A 25,784-nucleotide genomic window follows, 5' to 3' on the forward strand; every position below is an offset into this window, starting at 1 on the left:
TGGGGAGGGCAAACCAGACTGGGGCGTTACCGCTGCACGAAACTGGTGGTGGTACCGTTGCTCACCGAGGTGTTCACGTTCAGGTTGTTCAGCGCAGCCGATGCCTGTGTGGCCACCTGCTGGGCCGCCGCCACCGCCGCCTTCACCTGCTCGGCCACCATCGCCAGTTTGGCTTTGAGGTTGGCGTCCGCGACGTTGAAGTCGAGGGTGGCCTTCTTGAACACTGCATCCAATGGCACCTGGGCCACCTGGGCGTCGGTGGAATACAGGCGGGTCATGGCGTCCACCAGCGTGCGGTATGCATCGGCCTCGGCGCTGGTGACGGCGCGGTACACATCCGCATCGGCGGTCACGCCTGCGCGCCAGCCTTCCACTTGGGCACGGTACAGGTCGCTTTTGGCGCCTGCCTCGGCCTTGAAAAAGTCGCTCTGTGCACCGGTGATTGTCTTGTAAACATCCGACTCCACCCCGGCCACGGCCCGGTAAATGTCGGTCTTGGCACCCGTCACCGTGCGGAACAGGTCAGCGCGCGCAGAAGCAATGCGGGTCTGGCCGTCGATCTGGGCTGTGGCCAGCGTGGTGGCAATCTGCGGGGCCACGGCCAGCGCCTGCATGTAGTTGATGGCCGCCGACATCGCCGCGCCGCGCAGGCTGATGGCCTGCTGCAACGCCAGACGAGCATTGTCCAGCTCGTCCTGGTGCGCCTTGATGGTTATGTCCCGGGACTGCTGGCTCAGGGCATTGGTCAAGCCCTGGCGAATGGTGAGCACTCCATGCACCAGAGATCCGGGGGGCAACACGTAGCCGCGGCTGGCAAACGCCGTCATTGCCTCGTCCTCTGCGCGGGCAGCCTCGGCCGCCAGGCGTGCGCGGTCACGCTCCCACAGTGCGTTTTCCACATCGGTATTGATGCTGGTGCCGCCCTCGCCCAGCGCGCGTTCCAACCAGGCCGTGGCCTTCTCGAAGTAGGTGCCGGCCGGGAACCACTCGGCCATGTAGTCGCTAAACGCCGCCTTGAGCATTTCCATGATCTCGGCGCGGTTCTCCCAGTACAGGTTTTGCAGCTGGGTCACGTCCAGATCGCCCAGGTCGGGCGGTGCATCCAGGCCAGGCGGCAGCGGGATGACCGGCGCCGGGCCCATGGTCGGCACTGCGGGAAGATCCAGCGGGTCGATCTTGGCCGGCACGACGGGCGCCGTCCGCTTCTCGGGGGCCGATGGAAGATCAGGACGCGCCACGTTCTCCTTGAACGTGGTGATGGCTTCGCTGATGGCGTTGCTCAGGTCGGGCGAGCTGATGCTGTAGTCACCATCGGCCAGGTCAATGGCCTCCTGTGTCTTGGCGTCAGCCAGCGCCGATTTGGTCTGAACGATGCCCCACAAAGCATTGATCAGTGCCTCGGCAAAGACAATCGAGTACAGCCCGTTGTCGTCTACATCCACAAGGTCGGTGGTTGCCATGGTCAGATTCTCCGTTTCAGTTCATTGACGACAAACTCCATGCGCTCCAGCGTGAAGTCGCCGCCGTCCTGGTTGTAGATTTCGAGCTCAAGGTAGTGGGCGCGCAGGCCCTTGCCGAAGTCGGCGCGTTGCGTGGCCATGAAAGCGTCGGCGCTGCGGGTCTGATACAGATAGGACTTGCCTTCGGGGGTGGTCACGCGCACAACCATCTGGCCTGTGCTCTTGACGCCCAGATAGGCGTAGCTGATGCCCTTGAGCGCCGGGCTGCCGAAATCCCGCTTGCCCAGGTTGATGGATGCACGGATGGGGGTTCCAGCGTCGTCGTCCCCCACCAGCTCGAAAATCCCGGCCTCCGAGGCGCCGTAGTTGCGCCCTCCGATCCGCGCGAAGCTGTTGAACGGGAAGTTCTCGTAGGCGGCGCTGCCGCTCTCGGGGTTCACAGACCACACCGACAGGTTCTTGCCGGGCTCGCCCATGGCCACACCGCCGTACACCACCGCCTCGATGGCTGCGCTGATGACCTGCTGCGCGTCGTAGCCCGCCACGGCCTGCGCCCCGGCGGTCAGCTGCTCGGTGAAGGTGCGCTGTGTGTCGATGGTGGCGCTGGCCACCAGGGGCGTGGGCAAGCTGGCGGTGATGACCAGGATGCCGGCCAAATTCGCAGTCGTGTTGCCGGTGCTCACCAGCGCCACGTCCACCACGCGCTGCGCGTTCCAGGTCACGCCCATGTGGCCACGGGTGGCGAAGTCCATGATCCAGCTTTGCGAGCCGCGCATGGATGTGGACACCTTGCCCCGCGCTTCATGGCGCACCGCAGGGGACACCGAAGCGTCGAAGTCTGCGGACACCTGACCCACGGTGTAGATGCCGCGATGTGGGTAGGTGGCCAGGCCCTCGGCCCACAGATCCATGCCCCTGGCAAAGCCGATCAGCTCTGCGCCGTAGTCATTGCCGTCGCCATTGGCGTTCAGCATCATTTCTGCAGCGCCGAAGGCGTAGGCGTAGTCCCCGCCGATGGCATCCAGGCGAAAGATGGGGGCGGCGCCCTCGCCGGTTTCGCCGGTGTAGCCATAGCCCACGGCGTCCAGGCCGCCCAGTTGCGCCAGACCGTTGCCATCGTCACGGTCGGAGCCGTAGGCCCACAGCGTGCCAAGGCCAGCAAGGCTCTCGCGCTGCTCCCCCGTGGCGCCCAGGTACAGCTCTGCAGTACCAAACGCATAGCCGTAGTCGCCGCCCAAGGCCGAAAGCTGGAACCCTACCGCCCCCGCCCCGGTCGCATTCAGGGGGATGAACGTGGGGTCGGTAAGCTCGTCGTCTGGGGCATAGATCGCCGCAGACAGCCGCGCGGCGCTACCGGCGAGATAGGACGGCGATTCCGCCACCAGCACGTCTTGGATGTAGTACCGCACACGCCCCGCGATCAGCGTGATCTTGCATTCATGACCCGGGCTGACGGGTGACGAATTCACCAGGTACACAGTTTCGCCAGGAGCGGGAGGAACCCCGGCCGGTGGGCTGATGTGTACGTAGGCCCGCCCCTTTTCGATCTTGAACCCATGGACGATGTGGCTTTGCACCGTGTTGGCGGTGGGCGCGGAGATTGCCAGGCCGGCCACCACGCCATCGGTCACGCCAGCGCCCACCTTGAACGTGGTCTGCAGCGGGTCGGTGAACGCACGCCCAGACCAGGCGGTGGCGTCCCAGGCGGGAGGAACAGGCGTGCTCACTGCCGGCGGCGGGGCTGGCGGAAATATAGTTTCGGTTCGGGTTTCCTCAACCTCGATGACCCCCGCAGACACCCGTTTCCAGTAGATCACCTCCAGGCTGGGGAACACACGCCCGTCTGGGAGCGTCACGTAGTTGGTGATGGTCTGCGAGTAGTCGGCCTCCGCAGCTGAGGAGACCTGGATCAGTTTGGTTTGCGGGTAGGTGCGCTTGACCTTGTAGGTGCGCGTGATAGGCGCCGGCGGCGGCGCTGGCGGTGGTGGCACCGTCCAGCGCTGAATCTTCTCCAGGGTGTTGGCCATGTCAGCGTTCCTCAAATTCAGGGTGGGCCGGGTCCACGTCGTCGGGGTACAGCAGGCTACCAATATCTCCTGTGTAGTGCAGCTCCGGGCTGCGCCACAGGATGTTGAGCACCTGCGGGTCAAGGTTGGACGGGCCGGAAAAGTCGGTCGCGCGGCGCATCGTGGTCACATCGCCGCTGGTCACGCAAACGCTGGATGGCACCCTCCAGCCCTCGTACAGTGCCACCAACTCGGGCGGTACAGCAGCGCTGGGGCCGTCTGCCGGCTTGTATGGCGCCGACATGCTCAGCATGAAGCGGGTCAGCAGCGTGGCGTCGCTCACTGAGAACCCATCGCCCGACTCGATGCCCTTGAGCGCTTTGTATTCCGCCAGGTTGTCCACCATGGGCATGCACTCTGCAGGCAGGCGCTGGCCGGTCCAGGTGTCGCCAAAATCGTTGGTCGCCCACACCGTTACCGGGTAGGCGTCTGGGTAACTGCCCCACAGCTTCTCTGGGTACTTCACAGCAGTGTTCACGGCAGCTATGGTGAAGTTTCCCGGCCCCATGGAGTAGCGGTGGCCAGGCAGCTTGTTCGGGAAGAACAAGGGCCATGCCTGCGTGTAGGTGCCGGGGTCGAAGTAGTCTCGGAACGAGATGCACGCCCACATGTCATCCATCGGCCACGGCTTGCGCACAAAGTTTTCACCATTGGTGTCCGACACAAAGAAGCGCAGCGCGCGCTGCACCGCCATGCGTCGCGTGTGCAGCGACAGGTCAAGCTCCGTGGGCGGTGTTGCAGGCTGCCCATAGGCAGCAATGGCCACACGCCCGCCACCCAGCGGCGCAGCGATGAATCCCGAATGCCAGGACACTGGCTGAAACGGGTAGTCGTAGGTCACATCGAGGCCGGTGTCCGGGTACTCGTCGGTCAGCTCTACCGTGTCCTCGGGCAGATCAGCCGCCAGGAAATCGGCGCGCTCCACGGTCCAGGTTTCCCCGAAATCGCGGCTGCGCACGAGATGAGGTGCTGAGCCTGCTGGCAGGCGCAGAGGGTGCGTGCTGTAGCGCGCGACGCCCTCCAGGCGCCCCACCTCTACGCGCTCTTGCGGCACCAGCAGCGCGAGCATGTGGCCCTTGCCCACCGCATACAGCTTGGCAGGGCCCTGGTCGTTGTCCACGTAGCCAGCCGGTGATGCGGAGAGGGTCTCGATGCCCCACCAGGCGGTTTGGTAGATAGGCGCGCCCACGCCCCAGCCGGTCAGGTACAGCGGGTTGGCTGAGTCAGGCAGGGTGGGCAGATCCACGCGGCGCAGCTTGCGCGTGGCTGTGTTGCCCACATAGGCCACGTATTTTGACCGGTACTGTGAGCTCCCCGACGGCAGCAGGCCGAAGATGCAGAACACGTACCGGTCGGTTTCGTCTTTCCAGCCGCAGGCGCAGAACGTGGGGTGCACGAACCCGTAGATGGTTTCAGCCACCAGCAAGGGCTCCACGTTGTCCAGCGCCACATTCGCCCCGACCACGTTCAGCGGTGACTCGGCGGGCACGATGGCGCCCTCCAGGTTGTCGATGCTGCGCAGGCGCGGGAAGCTGGCGCCCTGCAGCACCCCCGCCGTCGAGGTGTCGTAGCTCACGCACATATCGAGGAAGTACCCGTCGCCCACATACACCCCGTTGTTTGTGGAGCGGATCGCGGGCGTGGTGGTTTCAATGGCCTCATCAATGGCCGCGTCGCCAGGGTCCAGCCCGATGCGGCGCAGGATGTCCGACTCGGTGCCGGACTGCACCCACGGCCCGGACCACAGCAGGTACGGAGGCGGCGGTGCGGCGTTGTCGTCCTTGCGGATCAACAGATCGCCGTTGCGCTTGTGGATGACCTGGGAGCCCTGGCGAGTCTTGCTGAAAGGCGCCGTCGGGGACTGGTCGAACTCGTTGGCCCTGACCAGTGCGCCCGTGGCGCCATTGGGGCGGTCAGGGAATTTCATGCCGATCAGCCGCCCAGCAGCGACACCACGTAACTGGTCAGGCTCTGAGGCGCGCCGCTGACCAGGGCAACACTCGACAGGTTCATGTTGGCGTCAATAACGCCCACCGTCCCCTGCAAGCGCGGCGCAGTCGTTGATGCAGCCCCGGTATCCCCTGGCAGCACCAGGCGGTAGAACGTCGCGGTTCCGCTCGCCACGTTAGTGCCCGACCAAGTTTCCCCGGCGGGCTTGATGAGCGTGCCCGGTGCAGTTGTGTCATCAAAGGTCACACCGCTGGCGCCATTCTTGATGGTGCACAACAGCGTGGCAGCGCCAATGCTGTCGTTCGAGTGGGCAGGAACGATACCTGCATACAGGCGGAACTCCCCGCCGTCCATTTCCGCTTTGAAAGCACTTAGCAGAGCGGCCTTCAAGCCAACAGATGAAATTACCGGTGTGGTCATGGTGGTGTGCTCCTTATGCCGACACGATGGACAGCGAGGCGGTGACGCGCAGCACGTCGTCCACCTGCACGTTCTTGGCGGTGGCGAAGCGCGCGGCCGACAGCAGCGTGCCGGTCACAGCGCCCTTGGCCTGGCCCGATGCCATGAAGGCGCCGTACACCGTCTTGGCCGATGTGAAGGTGAATTCCGCGCGGTTGGCGGTGTTGTCGGCAGAGCCAGCCACCACGGCGCCCTCGTTGAACTCCACGCGGGTGCTGGGCGCGTAGGCCGTGCACTCCGTGGCTGCAGCGGGGAAGCCGGCGGCGGTGTCGGCATCGACAGGCGTGTAATTGCCCTCGAACAGGCCGATGTACCAGGTGGGAACCTGCGTCACGCCCTTGATGGTCACGCCCACCACATGGTTGCGGCCCTGTTCGGGCATGAGGTTGTGGATCACCTCGCGCTCGATGACTTGGCCCTTGCGGACCAGCTCCAGGGTGTAGGTCACACCAGAGGCCGCCAGTGCGGCCATTTCCTGCTTCGTTGTAGCGGTCATAGCACCACTCCTTTCCTGACGATCTCTGCGTCGAAATAGCTGCTCGCCGCAGCGGTTGTTTGCATGGGGTCACGCACTGCGGTCAGGATGTGGGTCAAGCCCTCCTGCTCGCGGTACAGGGTTGCGCCCGCAGCACCACCGGCCAGGGCCAGCTGCTTTTCTTGGGCATTGCGCACGGAGCCATCGGCGCCACCGAAGACCAGGCCGCGCGTGGAAATCCAGAACACTGTGTTGCTGTCGGTGGGGCCAGAGCCTCCCGAATGGGGCACGGCGCCGTATGGCAGCTTCTCGATCAGGCTGGCCGCTGCCAGGTCGCCGTCCAGCCAATAGGTCTTGTCGGCCACCACGAACACGCCACCGCCGCAGGGCTCCACCACCGAGACGGGCGCCGCAAACGGGATGTAGTTCTTGCTGGGCCGGAACAGGCCATTGGCGAAGGGCTCGCTGTAGCAAAGCAGGTTGCCAACGGCCACCAGCAGCCGCGCATTGGAGTGCCGCACAACGGACCCGGCGGGCATGGGCTCCAGCAGCAGGGTCTGGCAGCGCGCGCCCAGCTCGGGGGGGGCCACAATCTCCGCCACTCCTGCCGACACCTGCAGTTCCACCCGGCCGAAAACCTCGCCATTGGCGGCGGTCATGTATGCGCACAGCGTCGTGCCCGAGGCGGCCGGAGGAATGGAGCTGATGCGGATGCCGCCACCCGCAGGAAGGTCGATCACCTGGGGCGCCGTGGCCGCCGACTCACCAGCCACGCCCATCTGCGTAAAGCAAAATTGATAGCGCCCAGCGCTCAATGCGCCTTGGATTGCGCTCAATACAGGCGTGATGTTCAGGCGGGGCGTGAAGTCAATCCGCACGCCGTCGCGCACCATGCCGAGGTGACCGGAGCCGGTGTAGAAGTAGGTGCCGCCCGCCTCGCAGTACGACATGGGCTGTCCGGGCGCCAGGTCATCGCGCACCAGGCTGGCCACCACACCAGGGCCGCTCTCGCGCAGCTGGTACAGGCCTGAGCCTGCAGCGTAGAACCCCGCGTTCCCGTCGCCCCACAGCGAATGGCAGCCGTCCTGTGCAATGGCCTGGGTGAAGCCTGGGCGGCGGCGCACCTTGCCCTCGTCGGTCAGGTCCACATTCGTGGCACTGCGCAGCAGGTCGATGCTGCCGCGCTGCACTGGCTGCCGCAGGTCGTGGTCGTCGCGGCGGTTGTTGACGCCTGCGGGGAAGGGGCCGATGGTCGGGAGCTTGTTGGCCATCAGATGACCTCCCGGGTGTTCACAAAGCGCGTCCAGAACTGCGCAACGGGCTCAGTGGTTTGCTCGTACCAGGCTGCCGCGCCGTAGTAGTCATCGCTCGGATTACCATCAGGCGTGAGAGCAAGCAGCAGTACGGTGGGTAGCGTGACGCCGCCCTCGATAGCGGTGAATTTGTGGATGCCGTCGCGGTTTCCAGTGACTGTGTTCACCGCATACGTCGGGCTGTAGTCGATCCCCGCGTCGAGATAGAACACTTCGAGGAGGATTTCGTCCCCGCCGCCCGCAGGGGCGTAGGTGTGCTCCACCGTCACCACCCCATCGCTCAGACCGCCTACAAGCCCTATACTGAAGCTCTCGTAGATGAAAGCAACGTCGACGGCGGACCCTGCGTTACCTGCTGTGTACGGGGATGTCCCCGGCTGCCCGCCGACGTAGTAGGGGGTGCCCCATGCAATGGCGGTCGTCATAGAGCACCCCCGTTGCACCACCGCTTGGCGCGTACCTGGGCGGCGACCATCTGCGGCCAGTGACTGATGCCGGAGGTAGAGCGGTTCCAAACGTAACCAACACGCGGCACATAGGCAGCCCCACCTTTGGCGAGCTCCATAAACAGCGGCTGCTCCACAGAAAAATCACCGCGCGGAAGGCGCCGGGCCGCCTGCACGGCGTACTGGGTGCGCATCAGCGCCAGGTGATGCACCAGCATGGGACGGGCCTTGTGTGCGTCGGCGCTATACGGGGCAGACTTGCGCACCGACTCTTTGCCCTGATAACGGATCAGCTCGTCGGTGTAGACCAGCGGCTGGCCCTGTGCTGCGCACTCATCGAGCACGCTCAGGTAGTCGGTGGGCAGCTCGTCGTCGTCGTCCAGGTAGAAACAGAACTCGGTGCCGACGCGATCCAGAACAGCCAGGCGCAGGTCGTACAACTGTGCCACCGTCGTGATTTTCTGCACGCTCGCCAACACCACCACACCCGGGATCTCCAGGGTGACGGGTTTTGCGGACAAAACGATGGCGGTGTAGCGCTCCATGCCGCCGATGATTCCGTGGCATGGCCTTTTGCGAAAACCTGACTGGGGGGGAAGTCAGGGCCAGAAAATCTTGTTCGTCTGGGTTTCGTCGTGGCGCGTGCTGCGGCGCAGGTCTGCGTCGGGAGGCGGCCCAAAGTACGCGGTGAATTGCGTCTCTGCTTTGGCCGCGCGTGCCGGGTCGGCGGAATCCGCATCGGGCTTGCTGAATGCGCGGTGCAGCGCCCAGTGCACCAGGTAGCGGTGGTGCGCCTCGTTGATCTCGGGCTTGTCGTTGTCGTTGGCCAGGGCGCGCAGCGGCACCCGGTAGCCTTCCACATACAGCGTGCCAGCAACGGCCGGGCGGTCCACCAGCGTGATGCGCGTGTCATCCTGAATCGCAAAGTACGGCTGGGTGCTGGTGCGGTCACGCCAGCCGGGGCGAATGCGGTCCATCTCCTCGCGCGCCTTGAGGTGGACGGGCTCGGATTGGGTGGAGCCGGTGGGCTTGAAACGCAGGTGCGCCAACTCGTACAGCGACTTGTGCAGCGGGTAGGTGGCCACGCCGGCCGTCACAGCGATCTCACAAATGGCAGGGTCGGCAGCTTCGTACAGCAGGCGGCCACGGATGGTGGCCTCGGCCTGGGCCTCGGTGAGCCATGCCGCGATCCACTCGTCTTTCCACAATGGCGGGTTCGTCACCAGGTCATCCGCATCAATGCGGAACTGAGCGATCAGCTGCTCCAGGTTCATGGGGCACCGAACTGGTCAACCAGCATCGCCACTTGCTGGCGCAGGGTTTCCACACTCTTGCGGCGGTCCAAGTCCTGCCCGAAGTGGGTCTTTGCGTAGCCCTCCAAAGCCTCTTTGTCCATGGTCTGGATCAGCATATCCAGCTCTTGGCGGGCGACGTCATCGGGCGCGGTGGGCTTGGCGGCCACGGCGGGCGCGTCCTCACCAGCATATTCGCCAAGCTGGTACACATCAGGATTGCGGGCTAGCATCATCGCGGCTACATCCTCTGGCACCAGTCGCACGTCGCCTGGGCTGTCCCAGACAATGCGCGTGCCGTACAGGGCATCGGTGTGCGCCTTGCGGCGGAAAACGTACTTGACCGGCGTGAACCCTGCCGGAACCTGCACCGAAGCCTGCGCCGGGGCAGCGATTGCCTTGGGCTGTTTGTCCTGCGCCGGGGCAGCGATTGCCTGGGCGCTCTTGGGTCGGGCCATTGGATTCACTCCAGAAAAATGGGCAGGGGCCGAAGCCCCCGCGTTGGGCTGTTAGGCCACGCCAACATTGGTCACGTTGACCAGCACATCGGTCTGGGAGGCCTTGGCGTTGTCGGCCACTGCCGTGGTCAGGATGAGGTAGGCATCCTTGGGCAGAACCACGGGGCGCACCGCCGTGTTGGAGGCTGCATAGCGGCCTGCAGTGGCAATGGTGATGCCCGCGCCAAAGTAGTCGTCGTCCTGCGGCACCGCCGTGCTGTCCACGCCATCCACGTAGGCAAAGCCCAGCTTGGCGGTGATGGTGGCGGTCCAGCCGGTCGAGACAATCGCCTTGCCGTCGTCCAGGCGCATGCCCGCAGGCAAGATGCCCATGCGGACCACAGAGCCAGAAGTGACCGCAGTGGTCACATCCGCGCCCACCACAGCGCCGGTGCTGTTGGTGGCGAGCTGGTAATGCAGGGTGGTGGCAGTGCCGTAGGGGGTGCCGGTGGATTGCTTCTCGTCCTTGAGAGCGTTTTTGGTGATGGTGGCCATGTCCGTTACTCCTGAAAAATGGAGAGCGGGCCGGGTTGCCCCAGCCCTGCCCTATTAGCCTGCAACGCCCAGCTTCACCACCGTGTCGATGGCGATGATGCCGTGGTCGGTGATCTGCTTTTCGTTGCCGTGGTCCACTTCAAAGCGCACCTTGGAGCGGCCATTGATGGCGCCAACCAGCAGTTCCAGCTTGTCGCCGTGGTCCAGTTCCTTCTCACTCCAGAAGAACGGGTTACCGGTCTGGCGGTGCTTGCCCCAGGCCTCGGCCAGAGCCTGGCCACCCAGCAGGATGGCGCGGTCCACAGCGTAGGTCGTGCCAAACGATGCGGGCACCAGGTCGGTCGTGGTTTCCGACTCGCTGGTGTACGAACCGCACCAGTTGATGGCGTTGCCCGCGTAGAAGCGGATGGGCTTAGGCATCTTGACCAGCAGAATGCCGTTCCACAGCGCCGTGTCGCCGCCCATGAACAGGGGGTGATTGCCCGCCTGCTGGCCGCGCGCGATGGCGTTGGCCAGGTAGGTGCGGTAGCCCGTGGTCTGGGTGAAGGCGGCGTACTGCTCGGCAGACACCATCAGCACACGCAGGGGCGCGTCGGCCGCCAGCTTGTCGCCGTCGAACTCGACAGCGGGAGGGGGCAGCGGCATCGTGTCCAGGTGCGAGCGCAGGGCGTCCACCAGGTCGGCATTGAACACGTCGGTGGTAGCCAACGCAATTTCGTTGCCAGCGGCGCTCACACGCTCCAAGCCCGAGCCGGTGCTCAGGAAGTGGCGGTTCTTGGAAGGCGCCTTGACGGGGTTGACCAGGATTTCGGAGAAATCGGGGTCGCTCGCCAGGGGCACCGCCCATTCCACGTTGTTGTGGAAGCCACGCGCACCGGCCATGTGCACCAGCGACAGCTGATCCTGCAGGCGGTTCATGTAGGCCTCGCCCAGCGTGCGGGCCAGCTTGCGCAGCTCATGGGGCGTGCGCTGCTGGGTCATCGTGTCGCCAGCGCTGATGGGGTAGCGAGCCTGGTTAATGCGCAGCTTGTCTTGCGAGAAAGACATGGCCTTGCCGTAGCCTTCGGCGTTGCGCGCACCCATGATGGGCTTGCCGCCAAGGTGGTTCACCAGGTCAAAAGTGACCTCATCGCCCGCCATCTTCTGCAAGTCCATGCAGCGCACGATTGGCATGTTCGTGCTGGTCTGCTGACGGATCATGCTTTCCGTCTGGGCCTGCTGCGGGAACTTGCCCGTCAGACGGTTGATGGTGGTATTGCGCTGCATGTTTGCAGCAAACAGGCCAGCCGATTGCAGTTTGTTGGCAACCGGGCTGCCGTATGGGATGTTCGTCGCCATGGCTAACTCCTTCGTGTGGGATGGGGCTGCGCTTCACAGCGCTGCCGACTTCAAAAACAACAAGCTCAAAGAGCCCTCTCCAGCAAGGCCCTGATCTGCTCCGGGCTCTTGCCCATGAAGCTCGTCAGTGCGCTGCTGTCGCTCATTTCCATCAATGCCTGGGCCTCGTCGTGGTGTGCTTTCGATCCAGCCGGGATCTCCGACAGACTCGTGGGCACGGTCGCCTTGGCCTTGGCAAGTGCTGCTTGCGCAGCGGCTGCCACGTCCGGTTTCCCGTTCGTGGGTTGCTGGGCAGTCATTCCCGTGGCTTGCTTGAACGTGTCGAAAAACTCGATGATTTGGGCGGTTGAACCCTGCTGCAGGACGGCTTGATAGCCAGCCCGTGCAAAGCTCGGTTGCCGCTCAATCCAATCGGCCAGCTCCTTGCTTTCTGCAATGGAGTCAGCGTCGGGATGGGCTGCGTAGATCGCGCTCATGTGCGCCTCAGTGGCACTCACGGTCTGCTGCTGCACCAGTGGGCCTAACACCTGCGACAGCCGTTTTTCAACGGCGGCGTTGATGGTTTGTGCCTGTTGCTGCATCAGCGTCTGGATGCCCTTTGCAATACCTTCTTCGGAAAAATCCCCAAAGATGGCTGGGTCCACACCGGCGTCAATCGCAGCCTCTGCGGCAGCTACCTGGCGGTCGGTTGCGGTAGGGGCATCACCAGCGTCTGCCCGCTGCTGTGCGGCTGCCTTGAGGGCGGCCAACTCGGCGGCTGCGGCTTCTGCCTGCGCTCTCCAATGCTTTTCAGCCTCGCGCGCCTCGGCCAACTTCTCGAATGGGATGGTGTGAACACCGTCCTTTGCGAGCACCACGGCCTTTGTGGGGTCGGGTTCTGGCGTTGTCGCTTCTGTTTTCGTTTCGCTCTGCTTGCCTTGCGCGTCGTCTGGCGTGGCCTCGGCTTTTGCTGCGGCATCGGGCATGCCACCTTCCAGCAGTGCGCTGGTATCGCCCTCGGGCAGATTCATCATCTGCAGCATTTGTGCGTCGGTCAGTTCACCGTTGACTGCGTGCTCTAGGAAAAACTCGCTTTGAGTAGTCATTGCGTCCCTGCGGCTTATCGGAGCCGCACCAAAGGGTTGCGCATTCGACAGGCCGCACAGCCCGTAGGCTGCGCTGGTCCATCTCCAGCTTTGGGAAATGCGACGCCTCACGGCGTTGCGGGTTCGCCCGGCGCTTCACGGCGGGGGGCTTGGGTGGACTTTGCCTATACGCGCGATCTTGGAGAAACCGGACTGGGGGGGAACTTTGGAGCGGGCATGAAAAAACCGCCTCGGTGGGCGGTTCTCTCGGGCGGTTTCTGTTCTCAGGCGGGCATGTTGTCGGTCACGGTGGGCGTCTCAATGCCAGCCATCGGGGATGTGCCGTCATCGGGCACGGGTGGGAAAACGGGGCTGGTGTTCTGCTGAACCTGCGGCATTGCACCGTCTGGCGGTACAGCCACGGGCACCTGGGCGGTGGGGAAGTTCGGGTCGTCGCCGCGCGCAGGCTTGATGTAGCCTGCGCCTTGCATCACGGCATCGGCTACGGGCGCGATCTGCGGCATCTGGGCAATCTGCGCGCCAGCCTGCATTGCAGAGTAAGCGGCCTGCACACCGATTTGCACACTGCGGGCGTCGATTTCTCGCGTCTCCGAGTCTGCCTTGCGTTCTTTGATCGCTACCTCGCGCGCCTTCAGCTCCACCTGGGCTTTGGTCAGCGCCTCCTGCACAGCCTGGTCGATCTGCTGCTGGATCTGCTCTGGCGTGGACTGTTGGGCTGCAGCGCGTACCGCCTTGACGATTTCCTCCTTCTCGGGAATGTCCATCAGCGCCAGCATGTGCGGCAGTGCCACTACTTGCATGTTCTGCGGCATTGACTTGAAGGCTTCGCTCATCGCGTTCAACTGTTGCGCGCGGAAGCTACTGGAGGCTGGAACATCGTCCAAGGCCACTTTGAGCCGGGTGCGCTGCACATCGTTCGTGCGGTAGTGGATCTGTGCCACTGGGTCGAATGCGGGCTGGTTCAGGGCGATCTGACGGTCCTCGCGGATCGCATTGCCTGGGATAACCATGGTTTCCTCGTCCTGCATGTCCTCAATAATGAGTGACAGCAGCAACTCGCCAACTTTGGTTCGCGCCTGCTTGAAGTTGTCCATCAGCGCGGCCAGGGTCTGGGTGGCCTGCTCAATCTGGGTCTGCTCCTGCAGTCCGCTGGTAGCGGTGCCCTTCTGCCCCATGAAACCAGAGCTGATACCACTTGCGCGCTCAATGCCGATGCGCGAGTCTTGCAGCATCTTGTACTGCTGCTCGTTCAGTTGGAAATCGCGGATGACCTCAAACCGTGCGCCTTGGCGGGCCATGTGGTCCGCGTCCAGAACAATGTCCGCATCAACCCGCGACACCTGCTGCCGGAACTGGGCATCACTCATGGCCACAGCGCCCTTGGTGCGCTCCGTGCGGGTTGCGCCCAAGCCCCAGCGGATCTTGCTGGTGGTCGCGTTCACGTTGTCTTGCAGGTACACCATGCCACGGACCCGGCCAAACGGGATGCCTGTGCGGTCCTCGCGGTGTCCCCAAAATGGCACATAGGGGAAATCGTGGTGCGTGTACGGAGTCGGGCCATCGTGCAGCTTGTGCGGTCCAGCCCAAAAGCTCACGAACATGCGCGGCATCACGGCGCGCACAGGCTTCACTGCTCCGGTAGCGAGCAGCATGTCATGGGCAGGATTGGCCTTGTCATACTCCACCACGCGGCCATCCTTGCTCTTGAGCACCGTCACATTGACCCAGCGGCGATACCAAAGCTCGTACAGACACACCCGGCCTGTCTCGGAGTCGCGCCACTGCTGCTCCTCGATGCTCCAGCCGCGCTCATCCAAAAGATTCATGGCCAGGCCGGTGCTCGATGACCCGTCCATGGTCAGGTCGGAGCGGTCGGTCCAACGCCCCATGCACAACCGCAGCAGATCGGCATGCTGGGGGAACTTCAGGACCGCCTGCTCAATGTCGGTCCAGCGGCGGCGCAGCAGGTAGCGAGCATCGCTCATGTCCTGAGCTACGCTTAAGTGATCCCAGTAGATTTCATTGCGATGCACGACCGTCGCACGGTATGGGTATTTGAACGGGTCGCTCTCGCGCGCCACTTCCACCCAACCGATGCCAACGCACACTTGGGTGCGGAACGCGGCTGTGCAGGCTGCATCTGCCTTGCTCTGCCGCTCGGCCTGATTGAGCTTGTAGTTCAGGGCGGCGGCGACTTCATCGCCCTCTTTCCCTGGGTGGTCAGCACTTAGGCGCCAGTCGGTGCGCGTCTTTGCCTCCAGCCCTAGCACCGCCTCGATGGCAGGACCGATCAGCGGCTCGATGGCCGGTGGCATGCCCAGTGCTCGCTGGCGCTGCAGGACTTCGGCGTCCAGCTGGTTGCCGTCCACATAGTCCATTTCCCGGTCGGCACGCGAGCGCCAGGCGGGCTGGTTCATGATTTCGTGCAAGTAGCGGGTGAACTCGTCCAGCTCAATCCCGCCTTTTTGGCCTGCGGGTTGCTCAGATGGGGTGGTGTAGGTTGTCATGTCAGGTCCGCCAATCTGGGGGTTCTGGGGGTTCATAGCTGTCTGTCCGGGTATTCATGCGCTCCACAGACTGGCCTAGATACCGAAAAGCATCGGCGCCGTGGCTGTACTCGTCGTGGAGCGGCACGGTCGGCTCGCCGGTCTTGGTGTGAATGTCGCGGCGGTAGCGCTTAAGGCACTCCAGCAGCCGCTGGGTTTTCTTGCTATCAAAATAGCATCGCGGGAAAGCCATGCGCGCGGCTTTGATTCCTTCTTCCACGCTGGTCTGGGCCAGCACCAGGGGTGCGCGGCCCATGGCTCTCAGCAGTTCCTCGGTGCTCTTGCCTGTCTGAAAGTTGCGCGTTCTGCCATCGTGGGGGATGAAGTCTGTACCCCAGCGGTACGGGCGCTTGGCCAGCTGGGCCACATACCAATCCAGCGTGCGGTTGCTGTCCTCGATGTAGTCCAGGATGCGAACGTCCTGCGGTCCGCGCTGCACCATGATGATCGTCATGGCGTCGTTCCAGCCCAAGTCCCATACGGTGTGCACGGGTAGCAGTGGGTCATAGGGAACTGGGCAAACCCGCCCGTCCGTGTATAGGGCGTCAATCTCGTAGCGATAGATCGCGCCCTCGGCCACCATGCGCGCCTTGCCCTCCCAAATGTGCTCGTAGTCCTCTTTGAGCATCGCGCGCTTGGCTTTCAGCCGCTCGTCATTCAGTACTTCGGGGAACCATGGGTTGTCGCGCCAGTTGACCTCGCACACCCAGGTGTCAGGGCTGGGTGTTGCAATGAAGCGCTCGTACACCTCGTCCGTGGCCATGTCTGGGTTCAGCGTCATCCATATCTCTGAGCCTTCCTTGCGGATCGTGGGTATCAGCGTGTCCAGGCTCTTTTTGCTGATGGCGTGGGCTTCCTCAATCCACACCCGATCCACACCCTCAAACGACTTGATGGAGTCAACCGTGTGGCTCTGCAGTCCAGCGAACAGGAACAGCGTGCCGTTCTTGCCGCGTATTTCAGTGTCCAACACCTCATAAAAGGCCGTGAGGCCCAGCTTGACGATGTAGTCCTTGAGCAACCGGTGCACCGAATCGCGCATGGATTTCTGGATTTCCCGGGCGCACAAAATGCGCAGCGGCTGGCGCGATCCAGTCTCCAACAGCACCTGGGCCACACCATGCGACTTGCCGCCACCTCGGCCGCCGTGCATGACCTTGTACCGGCGCGGCTCGTACAGCGGCGCCAGCTTCTCGGGCAGGGTTAGGTGCAGGGCGATGCTCAGGTCGCTCATTCGTCGTCCTCATCGCGCACTGGCGGGCGCACAAAGGTGACGGTGCTGGCAACCTGGATAGCGCCACCATCGGCGCCTGTGTGCTCGGCCTGGATCTTGTCGCCGTACTTCTTGGGCGCCATCTTGCTGGCCAGCCACTTGCGGGCTTCCACGCGCAGCTTGGATCGCTGGATCACCTCAGGGTCGCTTTTGGTGTTTCCTTCGGCGTCGATGTAGGTGTCGCTGCGGCCATCATCGGCAATAGACAGGATTTCCTCGGCCAGCTTGTCTGCTTGGGCCTCGCGCGCGCGCGCATATTGCTCCGTGAAGTCTGGGTGTTTCCCATCCAGCCACACCATGATCGTGCTTTGTGCTGGCATTCCATCCAGTGCGGCAATCGTGCGCAGCGATTTCCCCGCGGCGATGTGCTCGCAAATTGCTGCAGCCAACTCGGGGGTGTACGTGCTCGGCGCGCCCAGCTTCTTTGGAGGCTTCACAGACGCACCAATGCCCGCGGCACTCTTACGCGCAGCGGGCTTCTTGGCTGGGGGCTTCTTGGGGGGCGCCTTCTTGGGCGCGGGGGTTGATGCCATGGGCCCGGAGTGTTCCGGGCGCTGGGCGGGGCGTCTAACCTGAGTGGGGGGAAGTGCGGATGGCGCGGTATCACGCCAGCAGCACCAGCTGCTTGGCCTCTACATCCGTTGCCTGCGCGTTGGATTGCAGGGCCTTGATTTGCCTGCGTGCTTCTTTCAGTTCGCGGGCCAGCTCGTGGCACAGCACCACCGCCTTGTTGGAGCTTTCGGCCTGGGCAAGTTCATGCAAGCGCCCGTAGAGCATCCGGGCCATCGTTCGTGCCTCGGCTGGGGTCAACTCCAGGTAGTCGCTACCCACCTCCAGCTTCACCATTCCGTCTGGTAGGTCCGTGGTGCTGATAGGCCGCGTTGCTGGGAATTGCTCGATCACCTCCAGCTCGCCATTCCCCGCGCGGCGCAGCTGGTCCTTTTCGATCCAGCGCTCTACATGGTCATCCACCACGCCCGGCTTGAGGCCTGTCAGATCGGCCAGGGCGCGGCGGTTGATGCGGCGCCCCGTGTTGCGCAGTTCGAGGATGGTCTGCCAGATCAAGTGACCATTCGCAAAGCGGTCGCGCTTCGTCGGGTCTTCGTTGGCAAGAAGACCGCCAGGGCTGATTTGTTGTGGCTGTGTGGACATGGTGGCTCTCCGCTGTATCATTCGATTGCTCAGGTCGAAAGATCGGGAAGGCCCGCCATGTGCGGGCTTTCTTTTTTCTACGCGCCCATCGCGCGTGCGCCCAGCTGCCACACGCTGCTTGGCACGGTTCGGGCCATGGCCAGCACCTCGTCGCCGGTGTAGCGGGGTTTCAGCAGCACCTCGTCGTCATCCTCAATGGGCTCTGGCTTTACGCTTCGCGCTGCAAACCGGTCGCGCCAGTCGGGGGCAGCTTGATAAAGAACGGGGTGCACCGTGCGGTCAGCGATCAGCAGCCCCTGGTAGGCGGCACGGCTGCAGTATTTCGCGGCGTTGCTGGTGGTCTGCGGGCCAACCATTCGCACACGAACCATGGGCGATGTAGCCTTGCCCAAGCGCTCCGTGATTTCGCACACTTCGCGGATGCGCTCCCCATTGCTCAGGCGCGGGTTCTGTGGATTGCGTGGCATATTCACTCCTGTATTGATAGCTTGCTGCGCAGTATTTGCGGACGCTAGCTGCCGATTTGCTTAGAAATTCCGGGGGTGCGATCGGATTTGTCACCCGGCCATGGCGGCAGGTTCTTGGGCCACAGGCCCAGGCTGTGCACCATGGCTCTCGTCTGCGCGCCCCATGTCCGCATAGCCTCGCGGTGGGCATCACGGCCACCGGGCAGCAGGCGGTACTGGTCGAACTTGATGTGACAGCCTTCCTCGCCGGGGCGGGCGCAGCACAGCGGCACGCCGGTGCGGTCGTCAGTTTTGAGGCCCAGTCCCTTGCCCTCGTTGCCGTGGGCGTGCTGGCTGTAGCCGTAGATCCCGCAGGCTGCGCACGGCAGACTGGCCACAGCGCGGCGGTAGGCTTCGCTGGTCGCTGCGCACTCCTTGGCGATGGGCGCGGCGTAGGCGGTAGCGCATGCCATCACGGATGCGCGGGGCGTGGCTGATGCCAGCGCACGCGCTGCGCGTTCCTCCAGGCGCTGGTCGCGGCACAGGCCGATGGTCGGTCCCAGTGCGCGAGACTTGAATACCGCGCGCGTGAGTGGGGCGGATCGCTTCATATCCTGTTGCTCCACTCCGGGCGCATCGGCAGCCGCATAGCTGCAAATGCCTTAATGCACTCCTGGTAGTTGCTCGCCCGGGGGTGCTGTGGCTTCACCAGCTGGAGCAAACAGTTCAGATTGCTTTCGCACAACCGCTGGTCGAGTGCAGCCTCTGCACGCGCAAGCTCGCGTGCCAGTCTTTCGCGCTCGATGCGGCGCTCCCGCATCTTTTGAAATTGGGTTGCTGGCTTCACCGGGTGGCTCCTTCCAGGCGGCGGTTATTGGCGTTCTCGCTGCGCCACACTTCCACCCGTAGCTGGGCGGCGGTGAGGCGCCAACGCAGCGCCTCCTCCACGCGCACGGCCTCACGCAGGCCTTCCAGCAGCGCGATGTATTCGGGGTGGCTGTAGGCGAACTGCTCGCGCGCTGCCACGGCCTTCTCCGGGCTGGCGTTCATCAGCAGCGCCTTCTTGCTTTTGCGGAAGTGCTCCAGGTGCACGCGGTCGGCCTTGGCCTGGGCGTACTGGCGCGAGTGCTCGATCAGGAAATCGACGGCGCGTTGTGGGTCCACGGGCTCAGACATGCTCCACCTCCGCGAACAGGTCCAGGGTCTGCGGGTCCGCGCGGCGCTGCCCGATGCTCGGCCGGGCCAGGCGCAGCGCCCCCGCCTTCTTGCGCGCCAACTCCAGCAATCCCGCCTTGCGTGCGCAGGTGGGGCCGATGGGCATGGCGCCAACAAACACAGCGGCGGCCAGCATGGGGCGGTTACAGAACGCGCAGCGCATCGCGCACCTCCACCCGCACGAATCCACCCACCTCATCCGACTTGATGGGAGTCAGCTGCCAGTGCTTGTCATCGACTCCCAGCACATCGGCCAAACCATCCAGGCCGGACTTCATGCGCGCCAAACAGTTGTCCAAGTCATGCGCGCGGCGGTTGGGCGGCACGAACGTGATGGTCAGGTGCAGTCGCTCGGCCTCGATGCGCTTGGCGCCCTGCTCTTTCGCGGTCCAGGCGCAGGCGGCGCGGTAGGCCTTCTTGGCGCGCGAAAGTGCGCCCCAGTGCTGGCGCGCGTTCGGGCTCAGCTCCTTGGGCGGCCACGGCAGAGTGAGCTGCAGCGTGGTCATGCGCCCTCCTTCGTGCCTCGGGCGCGGATGGCTGCAGCCACCTCACCGCATACCGGGTCGCCATCGCCGCGCCGAAACTCCATGGCAACCTTCGCACACGCCTCCCGCTCCTTGGCTCCGGCAACTTCGCCATGCGCCGGATTTCCAGCTCGGGCAGGCCCAAGGCCATCGCTTGCGCCAGCGCGGCGCGGCACCGCTCCTTGGTGGCCGACTCGCCCAGGCGCAACGTGCGCTGCAGGTACTGGATGCGCCGGGCTGCGCAATGCAGGCAGCCATCGGCAAAAAAACGGTGGTGTTTCGGCTCCACGCGCGCATCGTTGCAGCAGTGGCAGTTCATGCATTCACGCCCCCAAATGCTCGGGCGCGGGCCTCGTCTGTCAGGCGGTACACCTGTCGAATCCAACCCTCTCGCACCGGTTGCAACTCACCAGCGCGGCGCAGCTCGGTGATCGCGTCGGATACCTCTAGCGGGCTGCCACCCATGGCGGTAAAGATTTCGTCGCGGTACAGGCCGCCCAAGGCGAGCAGCTTGCGGAGGGCTTCGGCGCGGGTCATTGCCATGACATGCGCCCCTCCATGCCCAACGCCTGACGGGCCGACAGCAGGGTGTAGGGGCGGATCTTGTCGCCTGCCTCGTTGCGGGCCAGGATGCGGCGGGCCCAGTCCTTGCCATCGCCGCGCATATCGAAGCTGACCTTCATGGGCTCGGCTGGCGCTGGTGCTGGCAGGCGTGGCAAACCGGCCTCCTCGGCGTAGGTCTTGCGTGGCGTGATGGCCTCGCAAACCTTCTCCAACTGCGGCAGGTTCGGAGCGAATTCTGGGGATTCCGCCATCAGGCGCTTGGCCCCAGCCTCGATCACATCGGGGGTGAAGCGAGAAAGTGCGGCATCCCACACCAGCATGGCAGCAGCCACACCCTTGTCACCGCCAGCCTCGCTCTTTTCGCCGGTCGCGTACTTTGACAGGAACAGGCTGCCGTAAGCGCCGTGCAGCAGGACAAACAGCTTGCGGACAGTCGGAGACGCCTCGCGCTTGGCGCGCGGCTGGCTGGCAGCTTCGCGCACGGCCTCATGGGCCAGGGTTGCAACATCGTTCACAGGTTCACTCCGTCGTAGATCGTTGCGGCGGCTGCCGCGTAGCGGGTGTTGTTTGCGGACTGAAAGGCCTGCGGCGCTGCGGCGCGTTGCTGCACAGTCCAGTCGTTCAGGTAGTGCCGGTCAGGCCCGAAGAACGTGGCGGCGTGCTTCACGAAACGTGGCTCGGTGTGGTTCGCCTCGCAGTAGGCGGCGTAGCGGTTGACGCCCTGCAGGATGGTTTCCACCGCCTCGCCATCGGCGATCCGCGCTTTCCAGGCCTTGAACGCCTCGGCCTTCGAGTGGCCAGTGCGGCTCGGGTAGGCCATCCATGCCTGCTCAAAATCGACGCTGTATCCGCTCGGCTTGGCACATGACTGTTCTGAACGTAGTGAAGAACAGTTATCTGAGCTATGAGGAGCTTTCGTCCCGGGTTCGGTTTGGGTTCCGTCTTGGTTACCCTCGAAAAACCCAGTGGGTTTCTGCTGGGTTTCTTTTCGAGGCCTTCCACCTTTTTTCCCGTTCAACCTGGCGGCTTCAATTGCAGGGGCCGCTTCGGTTATTTCCTCGGTGGCCCGCTGGTTCCGGCGCAGGCCGTCATCACCCAGGGGGAAGAACAGTTCGGCAATCACGCGCACGGCTTCTTGCTCTGGCTTGGACATGGCGCGGCAGATGCGGTACAGCTCATCGAACGGACCCGGCAATGGGGCCTCAGTCGAATAGATCTCGTCCAGCAGCAGCGTGTAGGCGCCGTGTTGTGCCAGCGTCAGGCGAGCGGTCTTCCGTCCGTAGTCGGCTGGGTAGCGCTTGTAGAAGTTCATGCAGCAATCCACCCCGGCGCGAGCGAGCCATTGCCCATCGAGCGCGGGAAAAGAACCTCGCTGCGGCGGATGTGCCGGTCGCGCGCGGCCTGGGTGAACACAGCGCCCCATGCGCGTAGGTCGTCAGGCGCAATGCCCTTCTCCTGGGCGGCCAGCGTGACGTGCTCGGCGCTGAATGGGTGGCCCTTGTGCTTGCGTGCATAGGCGATCAGGAAGCCCAATGCCTCCTGGTCGAAGTTGCGCGGAGCGGGGGCCGCGCCAAAAAGGTCTTGCTGACTGGTGCGCATCACTCGGCACCTCCACCGCTGGCCGCGCGCGCCTGCTTCGCCAAGGTAGCGGCGCTGGCCGGGCGCTTCTCCAGGGTGATGCCGCCCTTGGTCTTGCGTTCCAGGCTCACCGTGCGGCGGCCGTTGCGATCCAAGGCCTGCTGCACATTGCCCTCAATGGGTGCGCGGCTGTGGTTGGTCTTGCGGGGTGCGGCTGCGGGGATTTCCAGATCGGGGCCGCGTGGGCGAACGGAGGTGAAGGCGTTCATGGCTTGGCTCGCTTGATTGGGTAGACGGCTGCTGGGGCGCGGCCCAGGTGGCGTCGGAAACGCTGAGCTAGTGCTTCCTGTGCAAGCTGCGTAGAGGCTTCATCGGTAGTGATTCCGCGCTCCCTTGCTACCTGCTCGACCACGTTCAATTCGCGGTCTGTCAGCGCTACTTCCTGCTCTTTTTGGTGCATGGGAAGTTCAAAAGGAGTTACTCAAAAGTGACATTGCAGCGACGGCAAAGCCGCCTTGCAGCCACTTTTTAGGCCGCCAAAAGTCCCGAGTTAGTGGATCGCATTTCTGTAGCAGGAAACGCAGAATTGGCGCTATGCAACACCATTTCTGCCTGCTTCAAAACCATGTCACGCAGGAGCGTCGCTTTCTGCTCGCCCGTGTAAGCGCACATGGCATCAATCAGCGCGGCCTCGCGGTCACTGAGCGACAACTTCACGAAGTTCTTGCGGATGAGGGCCGGGTCGGCGTACATGGTGGCTCCTGGGGTATTTGGGTTGGGTTGGTGGTTCAGACCGCAGCGGCTTGCTTCGATGGCGCGCGGCGTTGTGGGCCCAGCGCTTCCGAAAGCTTCAGCAGGGTTGCGTATCCGGGGTTGGGGATGTGTCCATTCACGAACTTGGAAATCCACGAATGGCTCACGCCGGCCTTGGTCGCGATCTCCAGCCACTCACCGCGCCGGAGTACGAGTTGGGCCTTGATGGAGGTGTCAAAGTTTTTGGACATGCGCCATCCTAGCAATCTATTGCTAAACATGCAAGCAACACTTTGCTAGCAATACTATGCAGACTCAGCAAATGAACGTCAGCCCTGCAAATCAAACACTCGCGGACAACCTGCGCCGCCTTATGGAAGAGGCTGACCTGAAGCAGAAGGCCCTAGAGGCCAGAAGCGGGGTTAAACAGACCACGATCAGCCTGTACTTACGTCCAGAAGATCGAATCCCAGGCAAGGATGGAAAGGCAGGCTCGGCGAAGCTCACCGAAGTTGAGCAACTGGCGCAGGCTTTCGGGATTCAGGCCTGGGAGCTATTGCAGCCACAAGAGGCCAAAGAGACGCGGGTAGGAAACGAGCTGGAACGGCAGCTGCTGGCCCTGTTTCGCGACCTGCCTCCTGGGGAGCGCGATACCGTACTAGCAATGGTCAACGGCCTGGCGAACACTGCTCGCAGCAAGTCTGGAAAAGCCACTGCTGCAGATCCGTTTCCTAATATCCCGCCGCCACCGGCGATTTCTCCATCGCCCAAACCAAAAAACCCAGCAAAGCAAAAACGTTCGGTCGATGCTGGGCACTGACACCCAGTCATCAGGAGACACAAGTGAAGAAGATTTTTGCCGTCCTGGCGCTCGCGCTGTCGGCGAGCGCCCATGCCCAAGCGCCTTTCGTTCTGATTGAGGCCTGCAACTCCATTACAGACGCAGACAGGCGCCTCGAATGTCTAAAAGCTGCGATTGGGGCCGGCGGGGCCAATGCGCAGACGCAGCCACTGAACGCCGTCAATCGCGCATTCGCTGGCATGGAAGCAAGCCTGAACGCAGGCATTTCGTACAACAACTACCAGCTCGCAGTGCTGGATCTCGCAAAGGCCGTCGCCACTTTCAAGCAGGACGCAGGTGAGGCAGGCGCCGCCTCCGCGAAGCTGTTTGAATCAGCTGTCGAGGCGTACAGCGACGCTGGCGCCCTATGGGAGCGCTCCATTTCGTTCTACGCACGCAGAGGCAATGACATTGCCTACGCCGGCGGCCTGCCGGTATCCATGAATGGGCTGGACTGGCTCGTCTCCAAGTACAGCCTGGCGACCGGGAAATCTGACATTTGGGGTTTGGAGCGTGGACTTCCGGTGCAGTCAGCACGGGCAGAAATCTGGCGCATCGCAAAGGAAAAGGCAGAAGCGGCAGCGAAGGCATACGGGAAGAAACTGGACGCTCCGGCAAAACCGGATTCGGCCAAAGATCAAAACGTAGTGGCGGTCGAGGAAGCAGCTAAGCAGGCCAGTTGCAGCGATGACCCCGCTGCAAGCCAGACAGGAGTGATCGGAGCATCCAGGCTCTTCTCGGTCTACTGCTCAAACAGGCAGACCATGAGCTTCGAATGCGTGGACGGCTCCTGCAAGCGGCTCAACTGAGGCGCGACGCCCAGAAGCTGTAAAGCTCACCGAACTACGCAATTCGCGGTGGATGAGTAGTTTTTACATCATTAATTTATGGAGGTTTGGTGCAGCTTTTGTTCATTGATGAATCCGGTACTGCCCCAAATCCGGGGAACGCCACTGAAGTAGGCTTTTTTGTGCTGGGCGGGGTAGTAATACCGGAAGAAGTCTGGGTAAAACTCGCGGCTGATCTCAAGAGAATTAAGGCAGCATACGGGGTCGATGGGGAGATCAAATGGCGTTACTTTGCCGGAGACAAAGGAAAAAGACAGACGCCCCTTTCACATCTCAGTGGGGAGCAAAAAGAGGCGTTAAGAACCGAGTTATACAAGGCCCTCACCGCATACAAGGCCGTGAAAATAATAAGTGTGGTAGCGAACGCCCCTGCTTGCTATCAAAATCGCGGCTATATCACATGCGCCGATGAAATTTATTGGCTCGCATACAAGCAACTCACAGAGCGCTTCCAGTACATGCTGCAAGACTTGTCGAGGATGATCGGCCACTCTGTGCACGGCATAGTGGTGTGCGACAACCGGGGCGCACAAGATGATGACAAGCTGCGCAACTTGCATGCGACACTCATGTCATCAGCCGGAGAAAACGTCTCTAAATATCAGAACGTAATCGAGGGGCTTTTCATAGCGCCGTCACATTTGAGTGTTGGCATTCAATTTGCAGACTTGGTGGCCGGAGCAATATTCAGGAAATTTAAGGCCGGTGACGATCGCTTTTATAACCAGATTTCACAGGCTATTAGGACCTCGTCCACTGGTCAGATTTTCGGCTATGGGATCGTGAAATTCCCAAAGGGGACGTGGTAAACAAAAAGGGCCCTTGATCTCTCAAGGGCCCTTTATAGGAATAAGGCGCCGTGTTATGGATTTCTCCACAAGCCTGCTGGTATCGACGCAGTCACGGCGTATTGCTATTGTATGGACAACCAGGGAAAATTTCAAGGATTTCTCAAAATGTTGTTGTTAGCCCCTCTGTGGCGTCCAGGTGACAAATCTACCCGCTCTGCGTTGCCGCATCGGGCTTAAGTCCTTCTTGAGAAGGCCTCTGCGTACAGAAGATTGCAATTCGCCGCAGCGACAAATCGGGCCTCACTTCGGTGGGGCCATTGCTTTTTTGGGGTTCATTTTGCCCACTCGACCGACTCGGGCGTTACCCCTGGCGGCTG

Annotated in this window: 33 protein-coding genes; 3 read left to right on the plus strand and 30 right to left on the minus strand. The window is 62.9% G+C overall.

The window, feature by feature from the left end; translation table 11 throughout:
• Positions 1-26: 26 nt before the first annotated feature.
• From N4G42_RS13525 to N4G42_RS13670, 30 genes are all read right to left on the minus strand, one after another.
• Entirely contained in the window at positions 27-1,460 is a 1,434-nt protein-coding gene (locus N4G42_RS13525; protein WP_260667517.1) for a hypothetical protein, read from the minus strand.
• Between the two features lie 2 nt (positions 1,461-1,462).
• On the minus strand, positions 1,463-3,487 hold the full coding sequence (locus N4G42_RS13530) for a hypothetical protein (RefSeq protein ID WP_260667518.1): 2,025 nt from the start codon (positions 3,485-3,487) through the stop codon (positions 1,463-1,465).
• A gap of 1 nt (position 3,488) precedes the next feature.
• On the minus strand, positions 3,489-5,453 hold the full coding sequence (locus N4G42_RS13535) for a hypothetical protein (RefSeq protein WP_260667519.1): 1,965 nt from the start codon (positions 5,451-5,453) through the stop codon (positions 3,489-3,491).
• A 5-nt stretch (positions 5,454-5,458) separates the two neighbouring features.
• Positions 5,459-5,896, minus strand: coding sequence for a hypothetical protein (locus N4G42_RS13540; protein WP_260667520.1), 438 nt, complete (start codon positions 5,894-5,896; stop codon positions 5,459-5,461).
• 13 nt (positions 5,897-5,909) lie between these two features.
• Positions 5,910-6,431 carry a hypothetical protein gene (locus N4G42_RS13545; protein ID WP_260667521.1) on the minus strand — a complete coding sequence of 174 codons (522 nt, stop codon included), beginning with the start codon at positions 6,429-6,431 and terminating at the stop codon, positions 5,910-5,912.
• Positions 6,428-7,681: a hypothetical protein gene (locus tag N4G42_RS13550; protein WP_260667522.1), complete on the minus strand. Its 1,254-nt coding sequence runs from the start codon at positions 7,679-7,681 to the stop codon at positions 6,428-6,430. Before N4G42_RS13550 ends, N4G42_RS13545 begins: the two co-directional genes overlap by 4 nt.
• Positions 7,681-8,148 (minus strand): hypothetical protein, encoded by a 468-nt coding sequence (locus N4G42_RS13555; RefSeq protein ID WP_260667523.1) that lies wholly within the window; start codon positions 8,146-8,148, stop codon positions 7,681-7,683. Before N4G42_RS13555 ends, N4G42_RS13550 begins: the two co-directional genes overlap by 1 nt.
• On the minus strand, positions 8,145-8,714 hold the full coding sequence (locus N4G42_RS13560) for a hypothetical protein (protein ID WP_260667524.1): 570 nt from the start codon (positions 8,712-8,714) through the stop codon (positions 8,145-8,147). The genes N4G42_RS13555 and N4G42_RS13560 overlap by 4 nt, the downstream gene beginning before the upstream one ends.
• A 54-nt stretch (positions 8,715-8,768) precedes the next feature.
• Positions 8,769-9,443 (minus strand): DUF6682 family protein, encoded by a 675-nt coding sequence (locus N4G42_RS13565; RefSeq protein ID WP_260667525.1) that lies wholly within the window; start codon positions 9,441-9,443, stop codon positions 8,769-8,771.
• Entirely contained in the window at positions 9,440-9,919 is a 480-nt protein-coding gene (locus N4G42_RS13570) for a hypothetical protein (RefSeq protein ID WP_260667526.1), read from the minus strand. The genes N4G42_RS13565 and N4G42_RS13570 overlap by 4 nt, the downstream gene beginning before the upstream one ends.
• Positions 9,920-9,970: 51 nt before the next feature.
• A complete protein-coding gene (locus tag N4G42_RS13575; protein WP_260667527.1) occupies positions 9,971-10,453 on the minus strand; it encodes a hypothetical protein in 483 nt (160 codons plus the stop codon).
• Positions 10,454-10,507: 54 nt separating this feature from the next.
• Positions 10,508-11,791, minus strand: a complete 1,284-nt coding sequence (locus N4G42_RS13580; protein ID WP_260667528.1) for a N4-gp56 family major capsid protein — start codon at positions 11,789-11,791, stop codon at positions 10,508-10,510.
• Positions 11,792-11,856: 65 nt separating this feature from the next.
• The gene (locus N4G42_RS13585) at positions 11,857-12,876 is read right to left on the minus strand and encodes a hypothetical protein (RefSeq protein ID WP_260667529.1); all 1,020 of its coding nucleotides are present in this window, start codon (positions 12,874-12,876) and stop codon (positions 11,857-11,859) included.
• A 263-nt stretch (positions 12,877-13,139) separates the two neighbouring features.
• Positions 13,140-15,383: a hypothetical protein gene (locus tag N4G42_RS13590; protein ID WP_260667530.1), complete on the minus strand. Its 2,244-nt coding sequence runs from the start codon at positions 15,381-15,383 to the stop codon at positions 13,140-13,142.
• 1 nt (position 15,384) lies between these two features.
• Positions 15,385-16,656, minus strand: coding sequence for a PBSX family phage terminase large subunit (locus N4G42_RS13595; RefSeq protein WP_260667531.1), 1,272 nt, complete (start codon positions 16,654-16,656; stop codon positions 15,385-15,387).
• A complete protein-coding gene (locus tag N4G42_RS13600; RefSeq protein ID WP_260667533.1) occupies positions 16,653-17,228 on the minus strand; it encodes a terminase small subunit protein in 576 nt (191 codons plus the stop codon). The genes N4G42_RS13595 and N4G42_RS13600 overlap by 4 nt, the downstream gene beginning before the upstream one ends.
• 70 nt (positions 17,229-17,298) lie before the next feature.
• Positions 17,299-17,847 carry a hypothetical protein gene (locus N4G42_RS13605; protein WP_260667534.1) on the minus strand — a complete coding sequence of 183 codons (549 nt, stop codon included), beginning with the start codon at positions 17,845-17,847 and terminating at the stop codon, positions 17,299-17,301.
• 77 nt (positions 17,848-17,924) lie between these two features.
• On the minus strand, positions 17,925-18,314 hold the full coding sequence (locus N4G42_RS13610) for a hypothetical protein (RefSeq protein WP_260667535.1): 390 nt from the start codon (positions 18,312-18,314) through the stop codon (positions 17,925-17,927).
• A gap of 44 nt (positions 18,315-18,358) precedes the next feature.
• Positions 18,359-18,904, minus strand: coding sequence for a hypothetical protein (locus N4G42_RS13615; RefSeq protein WP_260667536.1), 546 nt, complete (start codon positions 18,902-18,904; stop codon positions 18,359-18,361).
• Positions 18,901-19,140, minus strand: a complete 240-nt coding sequence (locus tag N4G42_RS13620) for a hypothetical protein (RefSeq protein WP_260667537.1) — start codon at positions 19,138-19,140, stop codon at positions 18,901-18,903. The genes N4G42_RS13615 and N4G42_RS13620 overlap by 4 nt, the downstream gene beginning before the upstream one ends.
• Positions 19,137-19,469 carry a hypothetical protein gene (locus tag N4G42_RS13625; RefSeq protein ID WP_260667538.1) on the minus strand — a complete coding sequence of 111 codons (333 nt, stop codon included), beginning with the start codon at positions 19,467-19,469 and terminating at the stop codon, positions 19,137-19,139. The genes N4G42_RS13620 and N4G42_RS13625 overlap by 4 nt, the downstream gene beginning before the upstream one ends.
• Positions 19,462-19,644: a hypothetical protein gene (locus N4G42_RS13630; protein ID WP_260667539.1), complete on the minus strand. Its 183-nt coding sequence runs from the start codon at positions 19,642-19,644 to the stop codon at positions 19,462-19,464. The genes N4G42_RS13625 and N4G42_RS13630 overlap by 8 nt, the downstream gene beginning before the upstream one ends.
• A 7-nt stretch (positions 19,645-19,651) precedes the next feature.
• On the minus strand, positions 19,652-20,014 hold the full coding sequence (locus tag N4G42_RS13635) for an endonuclease (RefSeq protein ID WP_260667540.1): 363 nt from the start codon (positions 20,012-20,014) through the stop codon (positions 19,652-19,654).
• A gap of 333 nt (positions 20,015-20,347) precedes the next feature.
• Positions 20,348-20,575: a hypothetical protein gene (locus N4G42_RS13640; protein ID WP_260667541.1), complete on the minus strand. Its 228-nt coding sequence runs from the start codon at positions 20,573-20,575 to the stop codon at positions 20,348-20,350.
• A complete protein-coding gene (locus N4G42_RS13645; RefSeq protein WP_260667542.1) occupies positions 20,566-21,111 on the minus strand; it encodes a hypothetical protein in 546 nt (181 codons plus the stop codon). The genes N4G42_RS13640 and N4G42_RS13645 overlap by 10 nt, the downstream gene beginning before the upstream one ends.
• Positions 21,108-21,908 (minus strand): YdaU family protein, encoded by an 801-nt coding sequence (locus N4G42_RS13650; protein ID WP_260667543.1) that lies wholly within the window; start codon positions 21,906-21,908, stop codon positions 21,108-21,110. The genes N4G42_RS13645 and N4G42_RS13650 overlap by 4 nt, the downstream gene beginning before the upstream one ends.
• The gene (locus tag N4G42_RS13655; protein WP_260667544.1) at positions 21,905-22,195 is read right to left on the minus strand and encodes a hypothetical protein; all 291 of its coding nucleotides are present in this window, start codon (positions 22,193-22,195) and stop codon (positions 21,905-21,907) included. The genes N4G42_RS13650 and N4G42_RS13655 overlap by 4 nt, the downstream gene beginning before the upstream one ends.
• Entirely contained in the window at positions 22,195-22,443 is a 249-nt protein-coding gene (locus N4G42_RS13660; protein WP_260667545.1) for a hypothetical protein, read from the minus strand. Before N4G42_RS13660 ends, N4G42_RS13655 begins: the two co-directional genes overlap by 1 nt.
• Positions 22,444-22,702: 259 nt before the next feature.
• Positions 22,703-22,927 carry a hypothetical protein gene (locus N4G42_RS13665; protein WP_260667546.1) on the minus strand — a complete coding sequence of 75 codons (225 nt, stop codon included), beginning with the start codon at positions 22,925-22,927 and terminating at the stop codon, positions 22,703-22,705.
• Positions 22,928-22,962: 35 nt separating this feature from the next.
• Positions 22,963-23,178, minus strand: coding sequence for a helix-turn-helix domain-containing protein (locus N4G42_RS13670; protein ID WP_260667547.1), 216 nt, complete (start codon positions 23,176-23,178; stop codon positions 22,963-22,965).
• 71 nt (positions 23,179-23,249) lie between these two features.
• Between N4G42_RS13670 and N4G42_RS13675 the strand changes: the two genes are divergently transcribed.
• The 3 genes from N4G42_RS13675 to N4G42_RS13685 all read left to right on the plus strand — a co-directional run bounded on the left by N4G42_RS13675 (position 23,250) and on the right by N4G42_RS13685 (position 25,425).
• Positions 23,250-23,747 (plus strand): helix-turn-helix domain-containing protein, encoded by a 498-nt coding sequence (locus tag N4G42_RS13675; protein ID WP_260667548.1) that lies wholly within the window; start codon positions 23,250-23,252, stop codon positions 23,745-23,747.
• A gap of 23 nt (positions 23,748-23,770) precedes the next feature.
• A complete protein-coding gene (locus N4G42_RS13680) occupies positions 23,771-24,577 on the plus strand; it encodes a hypothetical protein (RefSeq protein ID WP_260667549.1) in 807 nt (268 codons plus the stop codon).
• Positions 24,578-24,666: 89 nt separating this feature from the next.
• On the plus strand, positions 24,667-25,425 hold the full coding sequence (locus N4G42_RS13685; RefSeq protein WP_260667550.1) for a DUF3800 domain-containing protein: 759 nt from the start codon (positions 24,667-24,669) through the stop codon (positions 25,423-25,425).
• The last annotated feature ends 359 nt before the right edge of the window (positions 25,426-25,784 follow it).

Origin of the sequence: Acidovorax sp. K2F, from assembly GCF_025246485.1 — a bacterium.
GTDB lineage: Bacteria > Pseudomonadota > Gammaproteobacteria > Burkholderiales > Burkholderiaceae_C > Acidovorax > Acidovorax delafieldii.